The organism is Methanosarcina sp. DH2, assembly GCF_020804225.1.
Lineage (GTDB): Archaea > Halobacteriota > Methanosarcinia > Methanosarcinales > Methanosarcinaceae > Methanosarcina.
In genome coordinates this window covers 154,753-174,636 of the sequence record NZ_WJBI01000002.1, presented here as the reverse complement: position 1 = coordinate 174,636, position 19,884 = coordinate 154,753, and the positions used below count along the sequence as shown (strand labels likewise).

The 19,884-nt window shown below is 44.2% G+C and carries 11 protein-coding genes; 6 read left to right on the top strand and 5 right to left on the bottom strand.

Annotated features, from left to right (window positions below; genetic code table 11):
* Positions 1–684 precede the first annotated feature (684 nt).
* A complete protein-coding gene (locus tag FXV91_RS04725; RefSeq protein WP_229388913.1) occupies positions 685–1,527 on the bottom strand; it encodes a tetratricopeptide repeat protein in 843 nt (280 codons plus the stop codon).
* Between the two features lie 275 nt (positions 1,528–1,802).
* On the bottom strand, positions 1,803–2,837 hold the full coding sequence (gene mtaA, locus FXV91_RS04720) for a methylcobamide:CoM methyltransferase MtaA (protein ID WP_229388911.1): 1,035 nt from the start codon (positions 2,835–2,837) through the stop codon (positions 1,803–1,805).
* 644 nt (positions 2,838–3,481) lie between these two features.
* Between mtaA and FXV91_RS20105 the strand changes: the two genes are divergently transcribed.
* Entirely contained in the window at positions 3,482–6,283 is a 2,802-nt protein-coding gene (locus FXV91_RS20105) for a PGF-pre-PGF domain-containing protein (protein WP_229388909.1), read from the top strand.
* A 457-nt stretch (positions 6,284–6,740) separates the two neighbouring features.
* Entirely contained in the window at positions 6,741–9,383 is a 2,643-nt protein-coding gene (locus tag FXV91_RS04710; RefSeq protein WP_229388907.1) for a NosD domain-containing protein, read from the top strand.
* 93 nt (positions 9,384–9,476) lie between these two features.
* Here FXV91_RS04710 and FXV91_RS04705 read toward each other — a convergent pair whose 3' ends face one another.
* Entirely contained in the window at positions 9,477–10,427 is a 951-nt protein-coding gene (locus tag FXV91_RS04705) for a glycine betaine ABC transporter substrate-binding protein (protein WP_229388905.1), read from the bottom strand.
* Between the two features lie 58 nt (positions 10,428–10,485).
* Here FXV91_RS04705 and FXV91_RS19655 point away from each other — a divergent pair, with 58 nt between their 5' ends.
* Positions 10,486–10,617 (top strand): hypothetical protein, encoded by a 132-nt coding sequence (locus FXV91_RS19655; protein ID WP_255679925.1) that lies wholly within the window; start codon positions 10,486–10,488, stop codon positions 10,615–10,617.
* Positions 10,618–10,649: 32 nt separating this feature from the next.
* On the opposite strand, the gene FXV91_RS04700 is transcribed toward FXV91_RS19655, so the two are convergent.
* Both FXV91_RS04700 and FXV91_RS04695 read right to left on the bottom strand, forming a co-directional pair.
* Entirely contained in the window at positions 10,650–11,480 is an 831-nt protein-coding gene (locus tag FXV91_RS04700) for a proline/glycine betaine ABC transporter permease (protein WP_229388903.1), read from the bottom strand.
* Complete coding sequence (locus tag FXV91_RS04695; RefSeq protein ID WP_229388901.1) at positions 11,474–13,000, bottom strand: betaine/proline/choline family ABC transporter ATP-binding protein; 1,527 nt, start codon at positions 12,998–13,000, stop codon at positions 11,474–11,476. The genes FXV91_RS04700 and FXV91_RS04695 overlap by 7 nt, the downstream gene beginning before the upstream one ends.
* 765 nt (positions 13,001–13,765) lie before the next feature.
* Here FXV91_RS04695 and carA point away from each other — a divergent pair.
* From carA to FXV91_RS04680, 3 genes are all read left to right on the top strand, one after another.
* Positions 13,766–14,872 (top strand): glutamine-hydrolyzing carbamoyl-phosphate synthase small subunit, encoded by a 1,107-nt coding sequence (carA, locus tag FXV91_RS04690; RefSeq protein ID WP_229389744.1) that lies wholly within the window; start codon positions 13,766–13,768, stop codon positions 14,870–14,872.
* Entirely contained in the window at positions 14,872–18,084 is a 3,213-nt protein-coding gene (carB, locus tag FXV91_RS04685; RefSeq protein ID WP_229388899.1) for a carbamoyl-phosphate synthase large subunit, read from the top strand. The genes carA and carB overlap by 1 nt, the downstream gene beginning before the upstream one ends.
* A 387-nt stretch (positions 18,085–18,471) precedes the next feature.
* Positions 18,472–19,659 (top strand): argininosuccinate synthase, encoded by a 1,188-nt coding sequence (locus FXV91_RS04680; protein WP_229388897.1) that lies wholly within the window; start codon positions 18,472–18,474, stop codon positions 19,657–19,659.
* The last annotated feature ends 225 nt before the right edge of the window (positions 19,660–19,884 follow it).

Below are 19,884 nucleotides of genomic sequence, written 5' to 3'. Positions count from 1 at the left end.
GATGCACTAACATTTAGGGTATTAATATAAACACATGTACAAGAGTAGTTATTTAAAGCTTAACCGATGAAGCATGAAAATATCTCTTACCTTGCAACCGTATTAGCCTTACCTAACCGTTCCTGTCACTTTCGACGAAGGAGAGCTGCCTTTCCCAGAAAAGAGGGAACAGAACAGCTACAGAATAGAAGATAACAGGCAAAAAAAGAAGCTACCTAAAAAGCCAAAAATGAAATCAGCAAAAGGCCTGTACGAATGAAATAAACAGAATTAAAGCTACCTCAGAATACTCATTTTCAACTTTTTTTCGATTCCTTTCAGTGATACTGTTTTGTGCTCTTCTCAATTTTTTGGGAAGGGCTACCAGGCAGGCTGACGGAGGCGTTTTATTACTTTTGGATTGAAGAGCTTCGGGGGTCAAAGGAAATATTTCTTAGTCTGGATATATTTTGATAGTATTTGGTCTCACCTGATGAGAGTAACGGTTCATGCGTTGCTTTGTTTTGTTACTTGAGGCCAATTATAGCCTGTGCGACGCAGGGATAAAAGACTGGAAAATTTCATTTCGGATGCCCAGGAATATATCAACCTGGTAATCACGTACAACTCCTTTTTTGCACCTTCTCATACTTTTTACTATATTTTTAACATATTTTTTACTATGCCTTTTTGCGTCCGTATATTTCACTCGTTAATCTTTGCCTCGCAGAGCTCTTTTCCCTGTTTTGCAACTTCGTTTCCGGGGCTGAGTTTAAGGGCTCTTACGTAGCACTTGAAAGCCTCTCTATGTTCTGAAAATTCACAGAGCAGGTCGCCCCCGCAAAGGAGAGAGTTCAGGTGGTCAGGGTCGCTTTCAAGAGCGTTTTTGTAGGCTTCAAGGGCTTTTTCTTTTTCTCCCAGCTCCAGGAAGACATTGCCTTTCCAGTGCCAGGTTTCAGCGTTGTCAGGCCTCATTGTGGGGGCTTTGTTTCGGGAAAAGAAGCTAAACCTGGGAAGTTTGCATGCCCAGTCAGAAGCCTGTTTAGGTTCGGCTGCCAGGGCTCTGTCGAAGACCTCCAGGGCTTTTTCCGGAAGCCCCATCCTGAAGTAAACAATTCCATTGCTGGTCAGGATTTTGGGGGATTCGGGGTCAAGAGAGAGTGCTTTTTCAAAGGCTTCAAGAGCTTCTTTATTCCTGTCGAGGGCAGAGAGCACAAAACCTCTGTTGGACCATTCAATCGGGCTGTCAGGCTTAGCTTCCAGAGAAGCATCAACAATCTCGAGGGCTTCTTTATATTTTCCGAGCTTGAAAAGAGACATCCCGGCGCAAGATCGGGCTTCCTGAGCCTTTTCAAGGAATTCCTGTCCGCTGTCCTCCTTTCCTTTTTCAAAAAGCATTTCTGCGATTTTTTTCCAGGCTCCATCCGCTTCTCCATATGCAGCAAGAGCTTCTTCATATCTGCCCATCTGGAAGAAAATCCTGGCTTTTTTGTGGCTTTCCTCGGCCAGTCTATCGAGGTCTCTGAGTGCGTTTGTCATTTTTGCCATTTTTATTGCCTCATATCTACAGCTGTAAGAAAGATCAAAATTCGCGTTCTCAGAATTAGAACTGCCATAATTCGCATTCTGAAGCGGTTTAGTTTAAATCAAATTTAAATCTGAAAAATTATTCTAATAAATAACTGGTATTTTGTGATATATAATGTTTTAAATTTGCCCGGGGACACTTCCTCTATAGTAACAAAAATATTAGTAATAGTAATAAGATTCACTATATTAACTCGAGTTTTTAATGACTTAAAAGGGCGTTGAAGGGGCTGAACTCATCGTTTTATCCCGCAAAACTCGTTTCTTGCTTCGACCAGGGCTTTCAGATTTCGAAGAGGGGTTTCAGGTGCAAGCCCGCATCCCGGAGCAAGGATATCCACTCCGTTCCGGAGGCACCTGAAAGCTTCCTTTTTAACGTCTTCAGGGCTGCCCCTTAAAAGGGTCCTGGAGGTTGAAACGCTGCCAATTACCGCAACGCCTGATTCGTGAGCAGTCTCGGCGGCGGTTTTAAGGTCTTTTATGCCTTCTTCCAGGCTGAGCCCGTCAAACCCACACTCTATCATTTCAGGTATAATACTGTCTGCAGCCCCGCAGATGTGGAGCACAGTTTTTCCGCTTCCGAGGGCTTTCGGGATTCTTCCCATCCGAGGCTTTATAAGAGTCCTGAAGGCGTCCGGGGAAATCATGTCAGGGGAGGAGATAGCATCTGCTATAACCACCACATCGGCTCCCCTTTTCAGGCACTCCCGGGCATACACTATGCAGGCGTCGGTGCAGAGGTCGATAAGCCTGGTTACTATATGGGGCCTTTTGATTGTCCATTTCAGAAAACGGGTGGTTCCACAAAGGCAGGCTGCAAGGTCTGCAGGGCCTTCTATGCCCACAATAAGTGGGAGTTTCGAGCCGGCTTTCTCCCTGAGAATTTCAGTAGCTTTCAGGACAGCAGGGATCCTGCCCCTTTCCAGTAGATCTTCAGGTAGTTCCGGAACTGCAGGAGAGATTTCCATAGGACCCTTAAGCACAGCCGGGGGCCTGGCTTTCGTGCCAGAGTTAATTGTGCAGCCCATGGCTTCTGCGAGCACCACCATATCGAAGGGATACCTGAGGGTTTCAAAAGAGGCATTCACGTACTGCGAAAAAGCAAGCATTGCCATCTTTTCGGGCTGGCTGTCAGCTTCGGGTCTGGCTGCTCCGCACAGGTCCATAAGTTCGAGTACCGGCGCGGTTGTGAAGGTACCGACCGGTATCTGAGTGGGAGTTTTTCCTTCGAGGGTTCTGAGGATTTCTGTCCTGAAGTTCGGTTTTTCCATAAAAGTGACCCCGGATTATTTTCTTTTGCTTTGCTGAAGCGATTAGCTGTACTACTATTACTGTACTACTGTATCATATTAAGTGGTTATACCTATTTACAGATGCATCCGGTAATCAGGCTACAACTCCTGTACCTGCTACTGAACCAGAACAACCTGTGGAAACTCCTGTAAACAATACAACACCCGAGCAACCTGTAGAGACGCCTGCTGAACTCACAGTACCCTCCACTGGATCTCCTACAATACAACAGAGAATGTAACAACTAAAGTTTATGCTAAGGCAAGAAAAGTAAGTGAAAACTTCAAGGAAAAAATGAAAATTGTCTTTGATGATTATTTGGGGAAATGGAATTATAGAGCAATTCCAGAAGTAAAAGCTTGAAGTTATTTATTAATCATTCCTAAATATAATGTATGGAATACAGAAGTTGTAACTATTTATTTTAAACTGTTATCTATGATTATGTTTTCATTTTTATGTGAATTAGCAGTTGTGTTTTTTGAGAATTCCAAACCAACGTTATAGTCATATTTTGAGTATCCAATCGGTTACAGGTTAAGATTCAAAGGAAATACTTAAAGAATATTGGAATGTAATAGTTAATAACATTTTTTAAATGTTGGGTGGCGAAGGAAAATAAATGACAATTAAGAAAAAATTGCATTCAATACTTTTAGTCTCAACTGCTCTGATTTTATTTTTAACTCTCATTTCGTCTGTGGCATCGGCATTTCCTGTAACCTGTAACGTTGTCAGTACTAATTACGAATATGAAGGTTGGCCTAATGAACAGTATCTACTAATCAATTTACTTGGACAGAAGTACGTTCCTTTACTCGTTGATAACGATCCAATTTGGAAATCCCATGTTAACAAGCTAGCTAAGCTCGTTCTTGACAGTCGTGATATGTACACTTTCAGAACCGGCGACAGCCTCGATCTCGGTCAGGGCTATGCTATTGAAGCCAGAGAAGTAAATGTTGATAGTAAGAATATGGTTTTGCTCGAGTTTACTAAGGACGGAGTATTGATAGATGACGAACTTTTCGAAATTGTTGCTCCTAGAAATTACTACCCAGAAATAGATGGCCAAAGAACTTGGGAAGTTAAGCTTGATGACATTCAGGGTGAAGACGATGTCGTTGTCCTGAAAGTCCAAGTCAAACAGGTCTTCGGAGGTGCAGTCGGAAGCATTATTTACATCCAAGGTGTGTGGCTCATTGACTACGCAAATGTCAAGGTCTTCCAAAACGGTGACAAATTCGAAGGGTTCAAACTTATAAATATTATTAATGGATTAGATGCATCTAACCTAGGAAGTCTTATTTTCGAGTCCAGTGAAATTCGGCTTACGCAAAATGGTATAAAGGCTAACGAGCCTGCTATCTATGATGATAAAGTTGTATGGTCAGATAATACTGAAGGGTTAGGCATAATTCACCTGTATAACTTGACTACTGGAAAAGATATTAAGATAGGTTTTTCTTCTGCATCCCATCCTGCTATATATGATAACAAAATCGTGTGGTTAGACAACAGTAGTGGAAATCTCAACCTTAATGTATATGATGTGCATACCTCTACTAGTTCTCATATTACAAAAAATGTGACTAGAGAAAGTATTCCCTCTATTTATGGTAGTAGAATTGTATGGAGATCAAATGGCAATTTCTACATGAGTGATATATCTACATCCATCCAAACTCAAATCACCAATGGATCGAACTACTTCTCCTACCCTGACATATACGGTGATAGGATAGTGTATAAAGATTACCGTGTTAATGATCTTTATATCTATATGTATAATATTTCCACTCACACAGAGACAATGATTACTAATAGCGGTAATCATAATGCTAAGATCTATGGCGACAGTCCTAAAATCTATGGTGACAAAATAATATGGACAGATGATTATTTTGGGAATGATGATCTCTGGATGTACGATCTCGTCACTAATGAAAAAACCCATATCACAGAAGGCTTTAATTTTGGAAGGTATTATGAAATCTACGGTGATAGGATCGTAAGGATAAATGATATCGGGAACGGGGGTTATTTATATCTGTATAATATCTCCACTTCCTCAGATACCCGGATGACTTCAAGCAGATCAGCTCAAGGTAATCCTGCTATCTATGGAGACAGGATAGTGTGGGAGGATGAAGGGATCTATATGTGTGATCTCTCTCCAGCAGCAAACGCACCTATAGCTGCATTCACTGCTAATGTAACCTCTGGCACAGCACCTCTAGTGGTGTTATTCACTGATACCAGCACTGGTGAAGCACCTACGTCTTGGTATTGGCATTTCGGCGACGGTATCAATTCAAAAAAAGCTATGAATGCAACCCATACATTTACAAATCCAGGAAATTATACAATCGGTCTGACTGTTGAAAACGCTGCAGGAAATAGTACAGTGACAAAGCCGGGTTACATAGTTGTTATCGATCCAAACGCTCCGGTTGCAAACTTCAATAGTAACGTTACCGAGGGTTATGCTCCCCTGACAGTACAGTTTAATGACTTCTCCCAGAAAGTAGCGTCAAGAATATGGGATTTCAATAACGATGGAAAGGCAGACTCAGGGGATATAAACCCAGTTTATGTATACGCAAATCCTAGAACCTATACTGTCAACCTGACTGTAAGCAACGAAAATGGAACTAATTCAAAAACTACTGCAATAAATGTACTTACACCAAGCCGTTCAAGTGGTGGCAGTAGTGGAGGAAGTAGTGGAGGAAGTAGTCACAGTAGTGGTGGAAATGCAGGTGGTTCCCCTGAACCTGCAAGAAACGTTGAGGTCAAGGAACTTTCTCAGGTCTTCATTACAAACGGAAACCCTGTAAAGTTTAATTTCCCAAAGAATGCCACTGCTATTGTTTATTTAAGTTTTGATTCAAAGAAGACCGTTGGCAAAACAACAACCATTGTTGAGATGCTAAAAACCAAATCCACGCTTACCCCAGATTCACCCGAAGGTGAAGTCTACAATTATCTCAATATCTGGGTTGGCAACAGCGGATATGCAACTGAAAAGAACATCGAAAACTCAGTTGTCTGTTTCATGGTTGAAAAATCCTGGATGCAGGACAAAGGTATTGACAAGCCTTCAATAACCCTGAACAGGTATAGTGACAAAAAATGGAATGAACTTCCAACCACTCTACTCAGGGAAGATGACAAATATCTGTATTTCACGGCACAAACACCTGGATTCTCTCCGTTTGCAATAACGGGTAAGACAATAGTAGAAGAAGCTGGCACTGAAATACAACCTGAATCTGATACTAAAGATGTTAAGAACAATGGAAGTTCAACGATAGATGTTGAACAGGACCCAGAGAAAGAAAGGAACACAAGCATGCCTGACTTTGAAATTGTTTACGGGGTCTTAGGGCTGCTTGGCATATTTTGGTATAATAGAAGATAAATAAAGGTTAACCTATGAAATCATTAATCAAGTCTGGCTAAACACGATGAACGTTCCCGTTTGCCAGATTTGAAATATATTTTTTACAATGATCTGCCTGTATAGTCTGGTTTGGCGTCTCTTCTGGAACTGTTTTAGAAAGGTACTGTGGTTCTAGGAAGATATCTTTGACATTCTTAGAAGTCAACTAACCTGGTACGTATTATGCTGCGGCATTCTTCTTTTCTATTGCTTCGATTCCAACGCTTCTCATTATAGCTAGAATCATCATAACCCCACTGTTATGCTTTCCTTTGAAAAGCCTTCATATTTCTACGTGGCTCGCTTCAATTCAACCTTTATTTCCGAAAATAATTAATCAAAAATAACTATGGAAAGTAAAATATGTTAAATGTCGTTAATGAGGTTTATATTAATATTCATAAGGGATTATATTATAATTAAAGGGGGGAAAGAAATGAGAAATAGAACAATTTTTTCAATAATTTTAGTTTTTATTTTTATAATATCTGTTTCAGCTACCTCATCAGCAAGGGAAATTACAGTAGATGATGGTTCTGGAGCTGATTTCAGATCAATTCAGGAAGCTGTGAATAATTCTGTAACAGGGGACATAATAGTCGTGATGCCCGGAATTTATACTGAAAACGTTCGTGTTGACGTAAAAGGTCTAACTATCAGGTCAGAATCAAACAATGGTGATGCGCAGGTAAAACCGCTGAACGAAAGTAAAAGTACCTTTCTGATAACAGCTAATAGTACAACGATCAGTGGTTTAAATATAACAGGAGCCGGTAAGATGCATCATAAAAATGCAATCTTTGCTTATGGCAAGATGAATAATGTAACAGGTAATAACATTGAAAACGGTTCCATTTTTCTGGGATCCTACATGCCAGACAATTTAAAAATCATCTTTCATGGCGATATGAATAATGTGACAGGTAATAACATTGAAAACGGTTCTATTATTCTGGGATCCGAGATATCAGGCAATTTAATAGCCGAAAATAAAATTTCTAACGGCGAAGGTATACATATTTCCTGCTGTGGAAGAAATAATACAGTATTAGGTAATACGATCTCAAATTGTTCCACTGGCATCTATGCATATGATCAAGCAGTAGAGATTCGTAATAACAGGATTGCTAACTGCAATTATGGGATTAGGCTTTCGTTTGTAAGTTCAGGAATTGACAATAATACAATATTAAACTGTGATGTAGGGATTCATTTAGGTGATGGCTGTCTTGGCGCTGAAATAATTAACAACACGATAATGTCCAGTGCAGAATGCGGGATTGTTGATCAGTACAACGAAGGCGGTAAACGGATCTACAATAATTATTTTAATAATACTGTAAACGTAAGGTTTGGAGCTGGCAGAGAGAATACCTGGAACAATTCACTTACTCGAGGTACTAATATTGCCGGTAGCCCTTACATTGGAGGCAACTTCTGGGCAAAGCCAGATGGGACCGGATTTTCCCAGATCTGCGTGGATCTGGATAGGAATGGGATCGGAGACCTGCCTTATAAAATCTATGAGGATCCTTATAACGTCTATGAAGACGAATTTGACTATTTACCTCTTGTATCTATGTCCAGTCTGCAAAATTCAGTTACCCCAACTGCTAACTTTACAGCCAGTGTCACTAATGGGCCTGCACCCCTTGTTGTCAAGTTTACAGACCTCTCGAAAAACGCAGTTGTGTGGAACTGGGACTTTGATGGGGATGGGATCTCAGATTCCAAAAAACAAAATCCTGTATATGCGTACAAGACTTCAGGAAACTATACAGTTAATTTGACAGCTAGCAATGGAATCAATACTAGCTCCAAACTTGTTAACATAACTGTTGGAAAAAGGGTTTCATCCACGTGGCCATTTGTATACATTACGAATAACGGTGCATTCTCTGTAATTGACACAGCCACAGGAATAGTTATAACATCTGTGAAAGTAGGAAGTGGGTCTAAAGGAGTTGCAGTCGTACCTAATGGAAAAACGGCATATGTGACAAACTATCAAGATGGTAATGTCTCTGTAATTGATACTTCAACAAATACCGTTACAGACACTGTGAAAGTAGGAGATAATCCTTCTGAAGTTGCAGTCAGTCCTGATGGAAAAAAGGTATATGTGGTGAACGAAAACAGCAACACTACCTCTGTAATTGACACCGCAACAAATACTGTTACAGCCACAGTGCCTGTAGGAAGTGGGCCTAAAGGAGTTGCATTCACACCTGATGGAAAAAAAGTATATGTGACGAACTATGGCAGTTTTTTTAGCCCTAGCAATACTACTGTCTCTGTAATTGATACAGCTACAAATGCCGTTACAGCCACTGTGCCTGTAGGAATCTGGTCTTGTGGAGTTGCAGTCGCACCGGATGGAAAAACGGCATACGTGGCAAAAATATACGATAACACTGTCTCTGTAATTGATACAGCTACAAATGCCGTTATAGCTACAGTGGATGTAGATAATTCTCCTCATGAAGTTGTAGTCAATCCAACTGGAACAAAGGTATATGTGGCTGGTGGAAATGGCTTTGTCTCTGTAATTGATACGTCTACAAGAAAAGTTGTAACTACAATGAATGTAGAAGGCAGTCCTGAAGAGATTGCAATCACACCTAATGGGAAGAAGGTATATGTGGTAACCAAAGGCGATTATGGAAACAATTATAGCAACAATATCTCTATAATTGATACTTCAAGCGACACCATTTCAGCAACAGTGAATATCGAGATTTCTCCTGGGGGACTTGCAATCATCCCAGATCCAGAATCAGTACTTCCAGTAGCTAGTTTCAGCGGCAATGTCAGTGGAGGTTTTACACCTCTTTCAGTTCAGTTTACCGACAGTTCAGAAAACGCAACCGAATGGAACTGGGACTTTGGAGATGGAGCTGCTTCAAACGAACATAATCCAGCTCACACTTATTTATCACCAGGAAACTATACAGCCTGTCTGATAGTAAACAACCCAGATGGTACAGATTCAAGGTTTACTACAATAACTGTGCTGGAAAGTAGTTCCGGCGTTGATAACGATTCCAGTGGAGGAAGCAGCCACGGTAGCGGTGGTTGAGGTGGATATCGACGACGCTAACCGGCATTGTAAAAGGACGGCGAAATAAAAAATCAGGTAAAAAAGAAATGGAAGGAAGAGAAATTTACTTTTTTACTCTTCTGACTCTCCTCCTATCCATTCGTTAACTTTTTCCGGGTTGTTTTCAATCCACTTAGCTGCAGCTTCTTCAGGGGTCATTCCGTTTTCAATTTCCATCATGATAGCCTGGATATCATCATGGGTCCACTGGAAGCGGGTAAGGATGCCGTAGAGATCTGGCTTTTCTTCTTCGAGCCCAAGCCTTGCAAGGGTTTCAACGTGGTCGGCAGACCCGTAAGCGCCTTTCGGGTCATCCAGATACTTGAGGTCCCAGCGGTCAAAAGCCCAGTGTGGAGACCAGAGGGTCACAGCTACCCACTCTTCGGAGTCGGTGGCTTTTTTCAGGGAAGTGGTCATTGCAGCGCTGCTGCCTGAAACAAGCTCCATGTCCAGATCATACTCGTCAATTGCAGTTTCTGAAGCCTGCATGATGCCTGCTCCGGGGTCAATGCCGATTATCCTGCCGTCAAATTTCTCTTTTTCGGAGTTGAGCTCTTCAATGGAGTCTATAGTTACATACGAAGGCACAACAAGCCCTATCTTGCAGTCTTCAAGGTTTGTCTGGACCGAGTCCATGCGGTCTCCATAAGTTTCCCAATAATTCTGGTGGGTATAAGGGAGCCAGGCAGATGTTGTGAAATCAAACTGTCCGTCAGCGAGTCCCTGGTAAAGCGGGCCTGCATCAACTGCAATGATTTCCACATCTTCATACCCTGCCTGTTCGAGCACCTGCTGCATCACATTAGTGCTTGCAATTTCACCGTCCCATAAGACATATCCTATTTTCACAGGTTCGCTAAACTCAGCTGCCTCTGTTCCGGGGGGAGTGGTCTCTTCTCCTTCTACAGTTTCATCTCCCTGTTCTGCACAGCCTGCCACAAAGAGGGTAAGCCCTATCGCCAGAACGATTACCATAATCGATCCGAGCTTTTTTACGTTAACATTAAATTTTGCATTGGTCAAAATATCTACAACCTTTTTTTGAGTTTCTTTTTGGTTTTTGAGTAATTCAGGGGTTTAAATGAGTGATGCCCCTTCTTTCTGGGGTGTTGAAGGTGCCCCTGTTAAAGTGAAGAGCCTTATCCTGAGCGCCCTTTTAAGGACGAAACAGGAATGGAGCGTTAGGAATGGAGCGTTAGGAATGGAGCGTTAGGAATGGAGTGTTTTGTCAGGAATGAAGTATTTTTACCTGGGGCTCAGATGCTGAGTGATCCGGTCAAGAACGACCGCGATTATGACAATAGCTAGCCCTGCTTCGAAGCCCATGCCGATGTCCACTCTCTGGATCCCGAAAAGCACCTGATATCCGAGCCCCCGGGCTCCAATCATGGCTGCAATGACGACCATGGAGAGGGAGAGCATTATGCACTGGTTAATTCCGGCCATTATAGTAGGGAGAGCCACAGGCAGTTCCACCTTTGCAAGTTTCTGCCAGCCCGTAGACCCGAAGGCGTCAGCGACCTCGGTAAGCTCTTTCGGGACCTGCCTGATCCCCAGGTTTGTGAGCCTTATTGCAGGCGGCATTGCAAAAACGACAGTTGCGATCATACCGGGCACGTTTCCAAGCCCGAAGAAGATAAGAGCAGGGATCAGGTATACAAAAGACGGCATAGTCTGCATTAAATCAAGTGCAGGCTTTACAATATGGAGAAGCGTCGTATTTTTTGCAGAAAGGATCCCCAGGGGAATCCCTATAATGAGCGCTAGCAGAGTAGATGAAAGCACAAGAGCAAGTGTTTCTATCGAGAGCTCCCAGAGCCCCATGTTTTCGATCAGGAAAAAACCGAATGCAGTTCCGGCTGCAAGCTTGATATTTTGCCTCCCTGCAAAATAAGCAAGCAGGGAAATTACCAGGACAAAAAGTTCCGGAGGCAGGAAAAGAAGTGCATCTTTTAAACCTGATATCAGGAAATCAAGTTGCTCGCTTGCGAGGTCAAGGAGCTGGCCGAAATTGCCTTCAACCCAGTCCACAGCAAATTCAACCGTGTCCCCGATTGGGAGTCTGGGAATCAGCATGTTTTCATCTCCAGGCCCGACCTGGTATCAGATCTGACAGGCGCTTTGGCAGGCGCTTCGGCCGGCACCCCCTTCTTTGCTTCTGCTTCGATAGGCGCAGGTCCGTTGTCAATTCCTTTGTTGATTATACCGCTAGAGCCGCCTGAGCTTTCGGGGGGAGGTCCAGCTTCCCCTTCGTTTTTGCCGCTGAATATCGTTTTTTCAGGAATCTTCTCTTCAGGGATCTTTTCTCCTGGCTCTCTCCCTTCTGGCTCTCTCCCTTCTGGCTCTCTCCCTTCTGGCTCTCTCCCTTCTGAATCTCTTTCTTCTGAAGTTTCTTCTTGCCCGTTTTCCCCGGAAATCGCAAGTGCTCCAAGAACACTGCCCCGGACTATAATCCCGAGCAGCTTTCCTGAATCATTGACCACTGCAAGAGGGTACTGGCTTTCCGCAATCAGGGGGATTACTTCGTTAAGAGGCATATCCAGAGCCACTCGAGGAATCTCAGGAATCATCACTGCTTCAAGGCTCTTTCCTGCTTTAAGGGCCGAAAGGGCATCCCTTATCATAAGTATGCCTTTAAGGCGCCTGTTCTTTCCCTCAACCACATAAATCGAGGAAATCCCATGGTCTTTCATCAACTGGATGGCAACCCTGGGACCGGAATTGATGGATACGAGCGGTTCAGGCCGCTTCATAACCGATTCAGCAGTAAGGATTTTGGACCTGTCGACTCCTGCAACGAACTTCGAAACATAGGAATCTGCAGGTTCGGTAAGGATCTCTTCAGGGGTCCCTATCTGGACAACTTCTCCGTCTTTCATGAGCGCGATGCGGTCCCCGATTTTCAGGGCTTCGTCCAGGTCGTGGGAGACAAAGATAATTGTTTTTTGCATCCTGTCCTCCAGGGCAAGCAGCTCGTCCTGCATATCGCTCCTGATAAGGGGATCAAGGGCACTGAAAGCCTCGTCCATCAGCAGGATATCAGGGTCATTTGCAAGCGCCCTTGCAAGCCCTACCCTTTGCTTCATGCCTCCGCTGAGCTCTGTAGTCCGGCTGTGTTCATAACCTTTGAGCCCTACGGTTTCTATGGCTTCAAGAGCCTTTGAATTGCGTTCTTCTCTAGGAATCCCCTGGATTTCAAGCCCGTAAGCCACGTTATCCAGGACAGACCTGTGAGGCAGCAGGGCAAAATTCTGAAAAACCATTCCAAGCTTGCTCCTGCGGGTACTTCTCAGTTCCTCAGGGCTCATGTCAGTAATATTCTGCCCGTCTATCAGGATTTCTCCTTCCGTTGGTTCGATAAGGCGGTTCAAGCAGCGCAGCAGGGTAGATTTTCCGGAACCAGAAAGCCCCATTATTACGAAAATCTCTCCATCGAAGACTTCAAAGTTGACGTTGTTAAGCCCCACGGTCTGTTTTGTCTTTTCAAAAATATCACTTTTGGATAAACCTTCATTTAGAAGGGAAATTACTTTCCGGGGGTTTTTTCCAAAAATTTTGATAATGTTCCGTACTTCAAGTTTTACATTCTTTTCCATATAAATACCCCGGTTCGCCCGAAGTTACTTTTAAAAATTATCAGCAATCATCACAAAAGGTGGAAAATTTCCACAAAAACTCAGTCAATAAAAAACTAAATTTTATTAGAATGAATTTGTTCTCTGTACTATTAACTTCAGATCACTGAAAATATAGATTTAAGAAAACTTTCTATTTTTACAGCTTTAACAGCTTATTTTCCTGATTGTTACTTGTAACCCAATCATATATACTATTTTTGCGGAATACTTATATACTACAAATATTTAGGAGAATAAAACTGGCATAAATCAGATATGAATTCAGGATCTAAAAGTATGAAATTTGCTTTTACTTTAACATATCGGGTTTTCAGATTGTAACTTTGTTTTATAAAAAAGTATTTTTTTCTATGATAAAACAATATAAATTCTCGGATACTATTTGGCATTTCGTTAATGCCTTGAGATTGTATTGAGATTATGTTGAGATTATGTTGAGATTATGTTGAGATTATGTTGAGATTATGTTGAGATTATGTTGAGATTGTATTGAGATAATATTGAGATTGTATTGAGATTGTATTGAGATTATTTTATTACTGAATACCGAGTTTTCCGGGAGGAAAGTTTTTTTGTAGTTTGAAGGACAGATGCTCAAAATAAACGATTTAATTGAAAGATTTATATATTAAACTACTGATAAAATGACTAAAAATCAGGGAATCGGAAAAGTCATCGCAACACTTATACATGTCTTATGACATTTACTCGCAGGTTCAGATGATGAAAGCAGTACTAGGATTAGAAGACGGAACAGTTATTAAGGGCACCGGTTTTGGTGCCGAAGGCACAGCTTGCGGCGAACTCGTTTTTACTACTCAATTCACGGGATATGAGGAGGCTCTGACTGACCCTTCCTATAAGGGCCAGATTTTAATGTTCACTTACCCTTTGATAGGGAATTACGGTGTCAGCGGAGAGCGGTTTCAGTCTGACAATATCCATGCTGAAGGGCTTGTTGTCAGGGAAGCCTGCAAAAAACCCTATCACTACAAATCCGCCCGTTCTATCCACAAATTTTTAGAGGATGAAGGAAAACCAGGAATCGAAGGTGTGGACACCCGTATGCTCACCATAGGGGCAAGAGAGCACGGGACCATGCGTGCAGCCCTGATCACTGGCAGTGACGATGGGGAAGAGGCCGTAGATGTGGCAAGGAATTTTCCACAGATAACGGATGAAGAGCTTATCGCACTTGTTACATGTAAAGAACCCCGCTTCATTCCGGGAGCAGAAGGCGCCTGGAAGGGCAGCGGTAAACCCAAACATGCGGTTGTAGTTGACCTTGGCATAAAACGCAATATCATAAACAACCTGCATAAAAGGGGAATTGACCTTACACTGGTCCCTGCAACCACAAAACCAAAGGAAATTGCAGGCTACGAGCCTGACCTCCTTTTTGTTTCAAACGGGCCAGGAGATCCTGAAAAAGCAACGGATGCAATTAATGCCGTAAAGGCTTTTGCAGGTACGATTCCGGTCGCAGGGATCTGTTTCGGGCACCAGATTATCTCCCTTGCAATGGGAGCCAGAACTTACAAGCTTAAGTTCGGGCACAGGGGAGGAAACCAGCCGGTAAAGGACCTTGTTGAAAACAGGATTTTCATAAGTTCCCAGAACCACGGGTACGCCGTGGATGCGGATTCCCTTGAAGGGACAGGGCTCTATGTGAAGTACCTGAACGCAAACGACAAAACCGTTGAAGGAGTCTCCCATAAAGACCTGGATATCTTCAGTGTGCAGTTCCATCCTGAAGCACAGGCAGGGCCCATGGATACCGAGGAGACATTCTTCGGCAAGGTAGTAAAGGTCCTCGGAGGGGATCTCTGATGCCAAAACGCGAAGACATAAAGAAAGTTTTGCTTATAGGTTCAGGGCCAATCACAATCGGACAGGCTGCAGAGTTTGACTTCTCAGGAAGCCAGGCCTGCAGGTCTTTAAAAGAAGAAGGCGTGCAGGTTGTGCTTGTAAATTCAAACCCTGCAACCATTATGACCGATCCCGAAATGGCTGATTCGGTCTATATCGAGCCCCTTGACGCCAGAATTATAGAAAAAATCATTGAAAAAGAACGCCCTGATGGAATAATTGCAGGCATTGGAGGGCAGACCGGCCTTAATATTACCAGTGAACTTGCAGAAATGGGCGTTTTTGAAAAATACGGCGTTCAGATACTGGGAACCCCTGTTGAAGCTATTAAAAACACGGAAGACAGGGAACTTTTCAAAGAGACCATGCTCAGGATAGGGGAAAAGGTCCCCTTGAGTAAGGCAGTCCATTCCTTAAAGGAAGCCGAAGAGGTTGTTGAGGAACTTGGCCTGCCCCTTATTATCCGTCCGGCTTATACCCTTGGCGGCGCTGGCGGCGGAATTGCCCGCACAAAAGAAGAGCTCCTTGAGATTACGGAACGCGGGCTCAGACGCAGCCGCATCAACCAGGTGCTAATCGAAGAAAGCGTGCTCGGGTGGGCTGAAGTCGAGTATGAGGTCATGAGGGACGCAAACGATACCTGTATCGTTATCTGTAACATGGAAAACATCGACCCCATGGGTGTTCATACCGGAGAATCTGCAGTCGTTGCCCCGTCCCAGACCCTGACCGACGAAGAGCACCAGATGCTCAGGAGTGCCTCTATTAAGATCATTCGTGCCCTCAAGATCGAAGGAGGGTGCAATATCCAGTACGCCTTAAAGGAAGGCGACTACCGCATTGTCGAGGTAAACCCGAGGGTATCCAGGTCATCAGCCCTTGCGTCCAAAGCAACCGGCTACCCGATTGCACGTGTAACCGCAAAGATTGCAATCGGCATGACGCTCGACGAGATAATAAATAACGTTACCATGAGCACTCCCGCCTCTTTTGAACCTGCTCTGGACTATGTGATTACAAAGATCCCGAGGTGGCCTTTTGACAAGTTTACCACCGCAGACAAGACACTGACTACAGCCATGAAGAGTACGGGAGAAATAATGGCAATAGGCAGGACAATTGAAGAGTCCCTCCTGAAAGCTTTCAAATCTCTTGATATCGACTCCCAGCTCGGGATAAAACGCTGGGAAGAACCCGAAATCAAAACTCTTCTCAAGACCCCTACAAGTGAACGCCTTTTTGTTATCTTCCATGCCCTTGAGAGGGGAATGTCGGTAAAGGAAATTGCCGAACTTTCAAACATCAACCCCTTCTTCATCACAAAGATCAAAAGGATAGTTGACATGGAAAAGCGCATCAGGACAGAAGAACTGACTCCTGATTTCCTGCGCGAAGTAAAGAAGATGGGCTTCCCTGACAGCCGCCTTGCCGAGTTGACTGGCAAGAAAAGGGAGGAAATAAGCGACCTCAGGCACGCAGCAGGAATTCTTGCTACCTTCAAGATGGTGGATACCTGTGCAGCCGAGTTCCAGGCAGCAACTCCCTATTACTATTCCACTTACGAAGATACCTGTGAGACAAATCCCACAGACAGGAAGAAGATCCTTATCCTGGGCGCAGGCCCTATCAGGATAGGGCAGGGAATAGAGTTCGACTACTGTACCGTCCATGCAGTAACCGCTCTCAGGGAAGAGGGTATAGAGACCCACATCATTAACAATAACCCTGAAACCGTGTCAACCGACTTTGACACCTCAGACAAGCTCTTTTTTGAACCCCTCACAATGGAATACGTAATGAACGTAATCGAATGTGAGAGGCCCTATGGTGTTCTTGTGCAGTTCGGGGGACAGACCTCGGTTAACCTTGCACTTCCCCTGAAAAAGGAGTTAAAGCGCAGGACAGACCTTGATACCGTGATCATGGGCACGGACCCTGAAGACATGGACCTTGCCGAAGACAGGGAGAAGTTCTACCTCCTTATGCAGAAGCTCGGCATCCCGCAGCCTGAAGGAGGATATGCAACTTCGCAGCAGGAAGCAATCGAGGTTGCACAGAGGATAGGTTTCCCGGTACTTGTGCGCCCCTCCTACGTTCTAGGTGGCAGGGCAATGGAAATTGTCTATGACGAAATCGACCTTGAACGCTACATGAAAGAAGCAGTCAGGGTCTCTCCGGAACACCCCATCCTTATAGATGACTTCCTGGAAGCAGCCTGCGAAATCGATGTGGATGCCGTCTGCGACCGGAAAGATGTACTCATCGGCGCAATTATGGAGCACATTGAAGAAGCAGGTGTCCACTCAGGAGATTCAGCCTGTGTAATCCCTCCCCAGTCTCTCTCTCCGGAAGTTCTCGACCAGGTAAGGGATTACACCCGCAAGATTGCTCTCGGCCTGAGGGTCAAAGGGTTGATAAATATTCAGATGGCAGAAAAAGGCGGAAAGGTCTTTGTGCTCGAAGCAAACCCGCGTTCAAGCAGGACAATTCCTTTCGTCTCAAAAGCTGTCGGCCTCCCGCTTGCAAAGATTGCAGCCAAGGTAATTGCAGGACACAGCCTGAAGGACCTGGGTTACACTGACGAGCCAAAGCCGAAACATGTCTCCATTAAAGAAGTCCTCCTGCCCTTTGACAAACTGCCAGGAGCAGACCCTGTCCTCGGACCCGAAATGAAGAGCACGGGAGAAGTCATGGGTATTGACTACGACTTCGGAAGGGCATACTATAAGGCAGAACTTGCGGCTGACAACCTCCTGCCCCTTACAGGAAAGGTCTTCCTCTCTATCAGGGAAGCAGACAAACCCGAACTTGTGGAAGCCGCCCGAAAACTGCAGGCAGCAGGCCTTGAACTCATGGGCACACGCGGTACTGTGAACTACCTTGCACAGCACGGAATCTTCATGGATACCGTAAAGAAAGTGCACGACGGAAGCCCGAACGTTATCGATATGATGCGCAGAGACGAAGTCGACCTGATTATTAACACTCCCACAAGCAAGCAGTCCCGCAAGGACGGCTACAGGATCAGGCGTGCAGCCGTTGACTTCAAAGTCCCGTACATCACAACAATCCAGGCAGCAGTTGCAGCGGCTGATGCCATCGAGACCATGAAGAAAGGGCAGGACCTTACGATTAAATCCATCAATGAGTATCATAAAGAGATGGAGCAGTAAGGTAAAGTAGAGAAAAAGCCTGTCAGCAAAGCAATTGCTAAAAGTACTGCTTAAATAAACCGTTGTGCCAGCGGAAAATTTAAGTATAAATCATTGCCGGTAGGGTGGTTTTCCATCCTCCGGCAAAAGATAATCAGTTTTTAAATTTGCCAGCCCGTTAGCTGTCAAACTTATCAGGATTCAGCATATTGCTACCAAAATTATTAAACTTATTAGATTTATTAAACTTATTATTCAGCAGCATGTTAATTGTTTACACGTAGTCTGCTAACGAATTAACATTTAACAGGCTAATCCATTAACACATTTATATTGACTGTTAAACCCATTAACACGCCAATCATTATAGTTCTTATCACAATCCGCTAAATAAGGGGTAGTAAAAGCATGGTAAAGAAAGTTGCACTTGCATATTCCGGTGGGCTTGACACCTCTGTGTGTATCCCCATCCTCAAGGAAAAGTACGGGTACGATGAAGTAATTACGATCTCGGTAGACGTCGGCCAGCCCGAAGAAGAGATCAGGAAAGCTGATGTAAAAGCCCATAAGATCAGCAACAAGCACTATACGATCGATGCAAAGGAAGAGTTCGTAAAAGACTACATCTTCCCCCTGATCAAAGCCAACGGAAACTACGAAGGCTACGTTATGGGCACATCGGTAGCCCGCCCGCTGATCGCCAAAAAAGTGGTCGAAGCAGCCATAAAAGAAGGCGCAGTTGCCCTTGCCCACGGCTGTACCGGGAAAGGCAATGACCAGCTCCGTTTTGAAGCCGTTTTCCGCCAGACCGACATGGACGTTATTGCCCCTATGCGTGAGATGAACCTGACCCGCGAATGGGAAATCAATTACGCAAAAGAACACGGCATCCCTGTCGAAGCCACAAAATCAAAGCCCTGGAGCGTTGACGAAAACATCTGGAGCCGCAGCATCGAAGGCGGCAGGCTTGAAGACCCCTCTTTTGTCCCGCCGGAAGAGATTTACGAGTGGACAAAATCCCCGGAAAATGCCCCTGACCAGCCCACGATCCTTGATATTGTCTTTGAAGCAGGAGTCCCGGTTTCCCTTGACGGCGAAAAGCTCGGCGGCTACGCCCTTATCAAGAAGTTGAACGGAATTGCAGGCGAGAACGGCGTCGGCAGGACAGACATGATCGAAGACCGCGTCCTTGGCTTAAAAGCCCGCGAGAACTATGAGCACCCGGCTGCAACCGTCCTCCTCGCAGCCCATGCCGACCTCGAAAAACTCGTCCTGACCCGCGGGGAACTGAAGTTCAAGAAGATTGTTGAAGAGCAGTGGTCCGAAATGGCATACGGTGGCCTTGTAGACGATCCCCTCTTTGCCGACCTCAACGCCTTTATCGACAAGTCCCAGGAAAGGGTCACAGGTACAGTGAAAGTGAAGCTCTACAAAGGCGCACTTACTATCCTTGCCCGCAGCTCGCCAAATGCCCTGTATTCTGAAGACCTGGTTTCGTTTGACAGCCAGACCATTGACCAGAAGGATGCAGAAGGGTTTGCGAAGTATCACGGGTTCCAGGCGAGGATGTACAGGAAAGTAATGGATAAGAAATAAAGTTTGTGAGTTTTTTGCCTGCCCTTTTGGTTTAATGGAGGGCAGGATGACTTTTTTCATTTAGTGAATATTTTTCACTGCATTTTTGTTTTTTGATTGTTTTGTTTCAAGGTTCCTAACTAATTGGTGCTGATATTTACCGGAGCTATTGAAATATTGGTCTTAATTTTTTCCCAGTTGTGGCTATTATTGAGGCTACTGAAAAAATAAAATGAATATCTATTA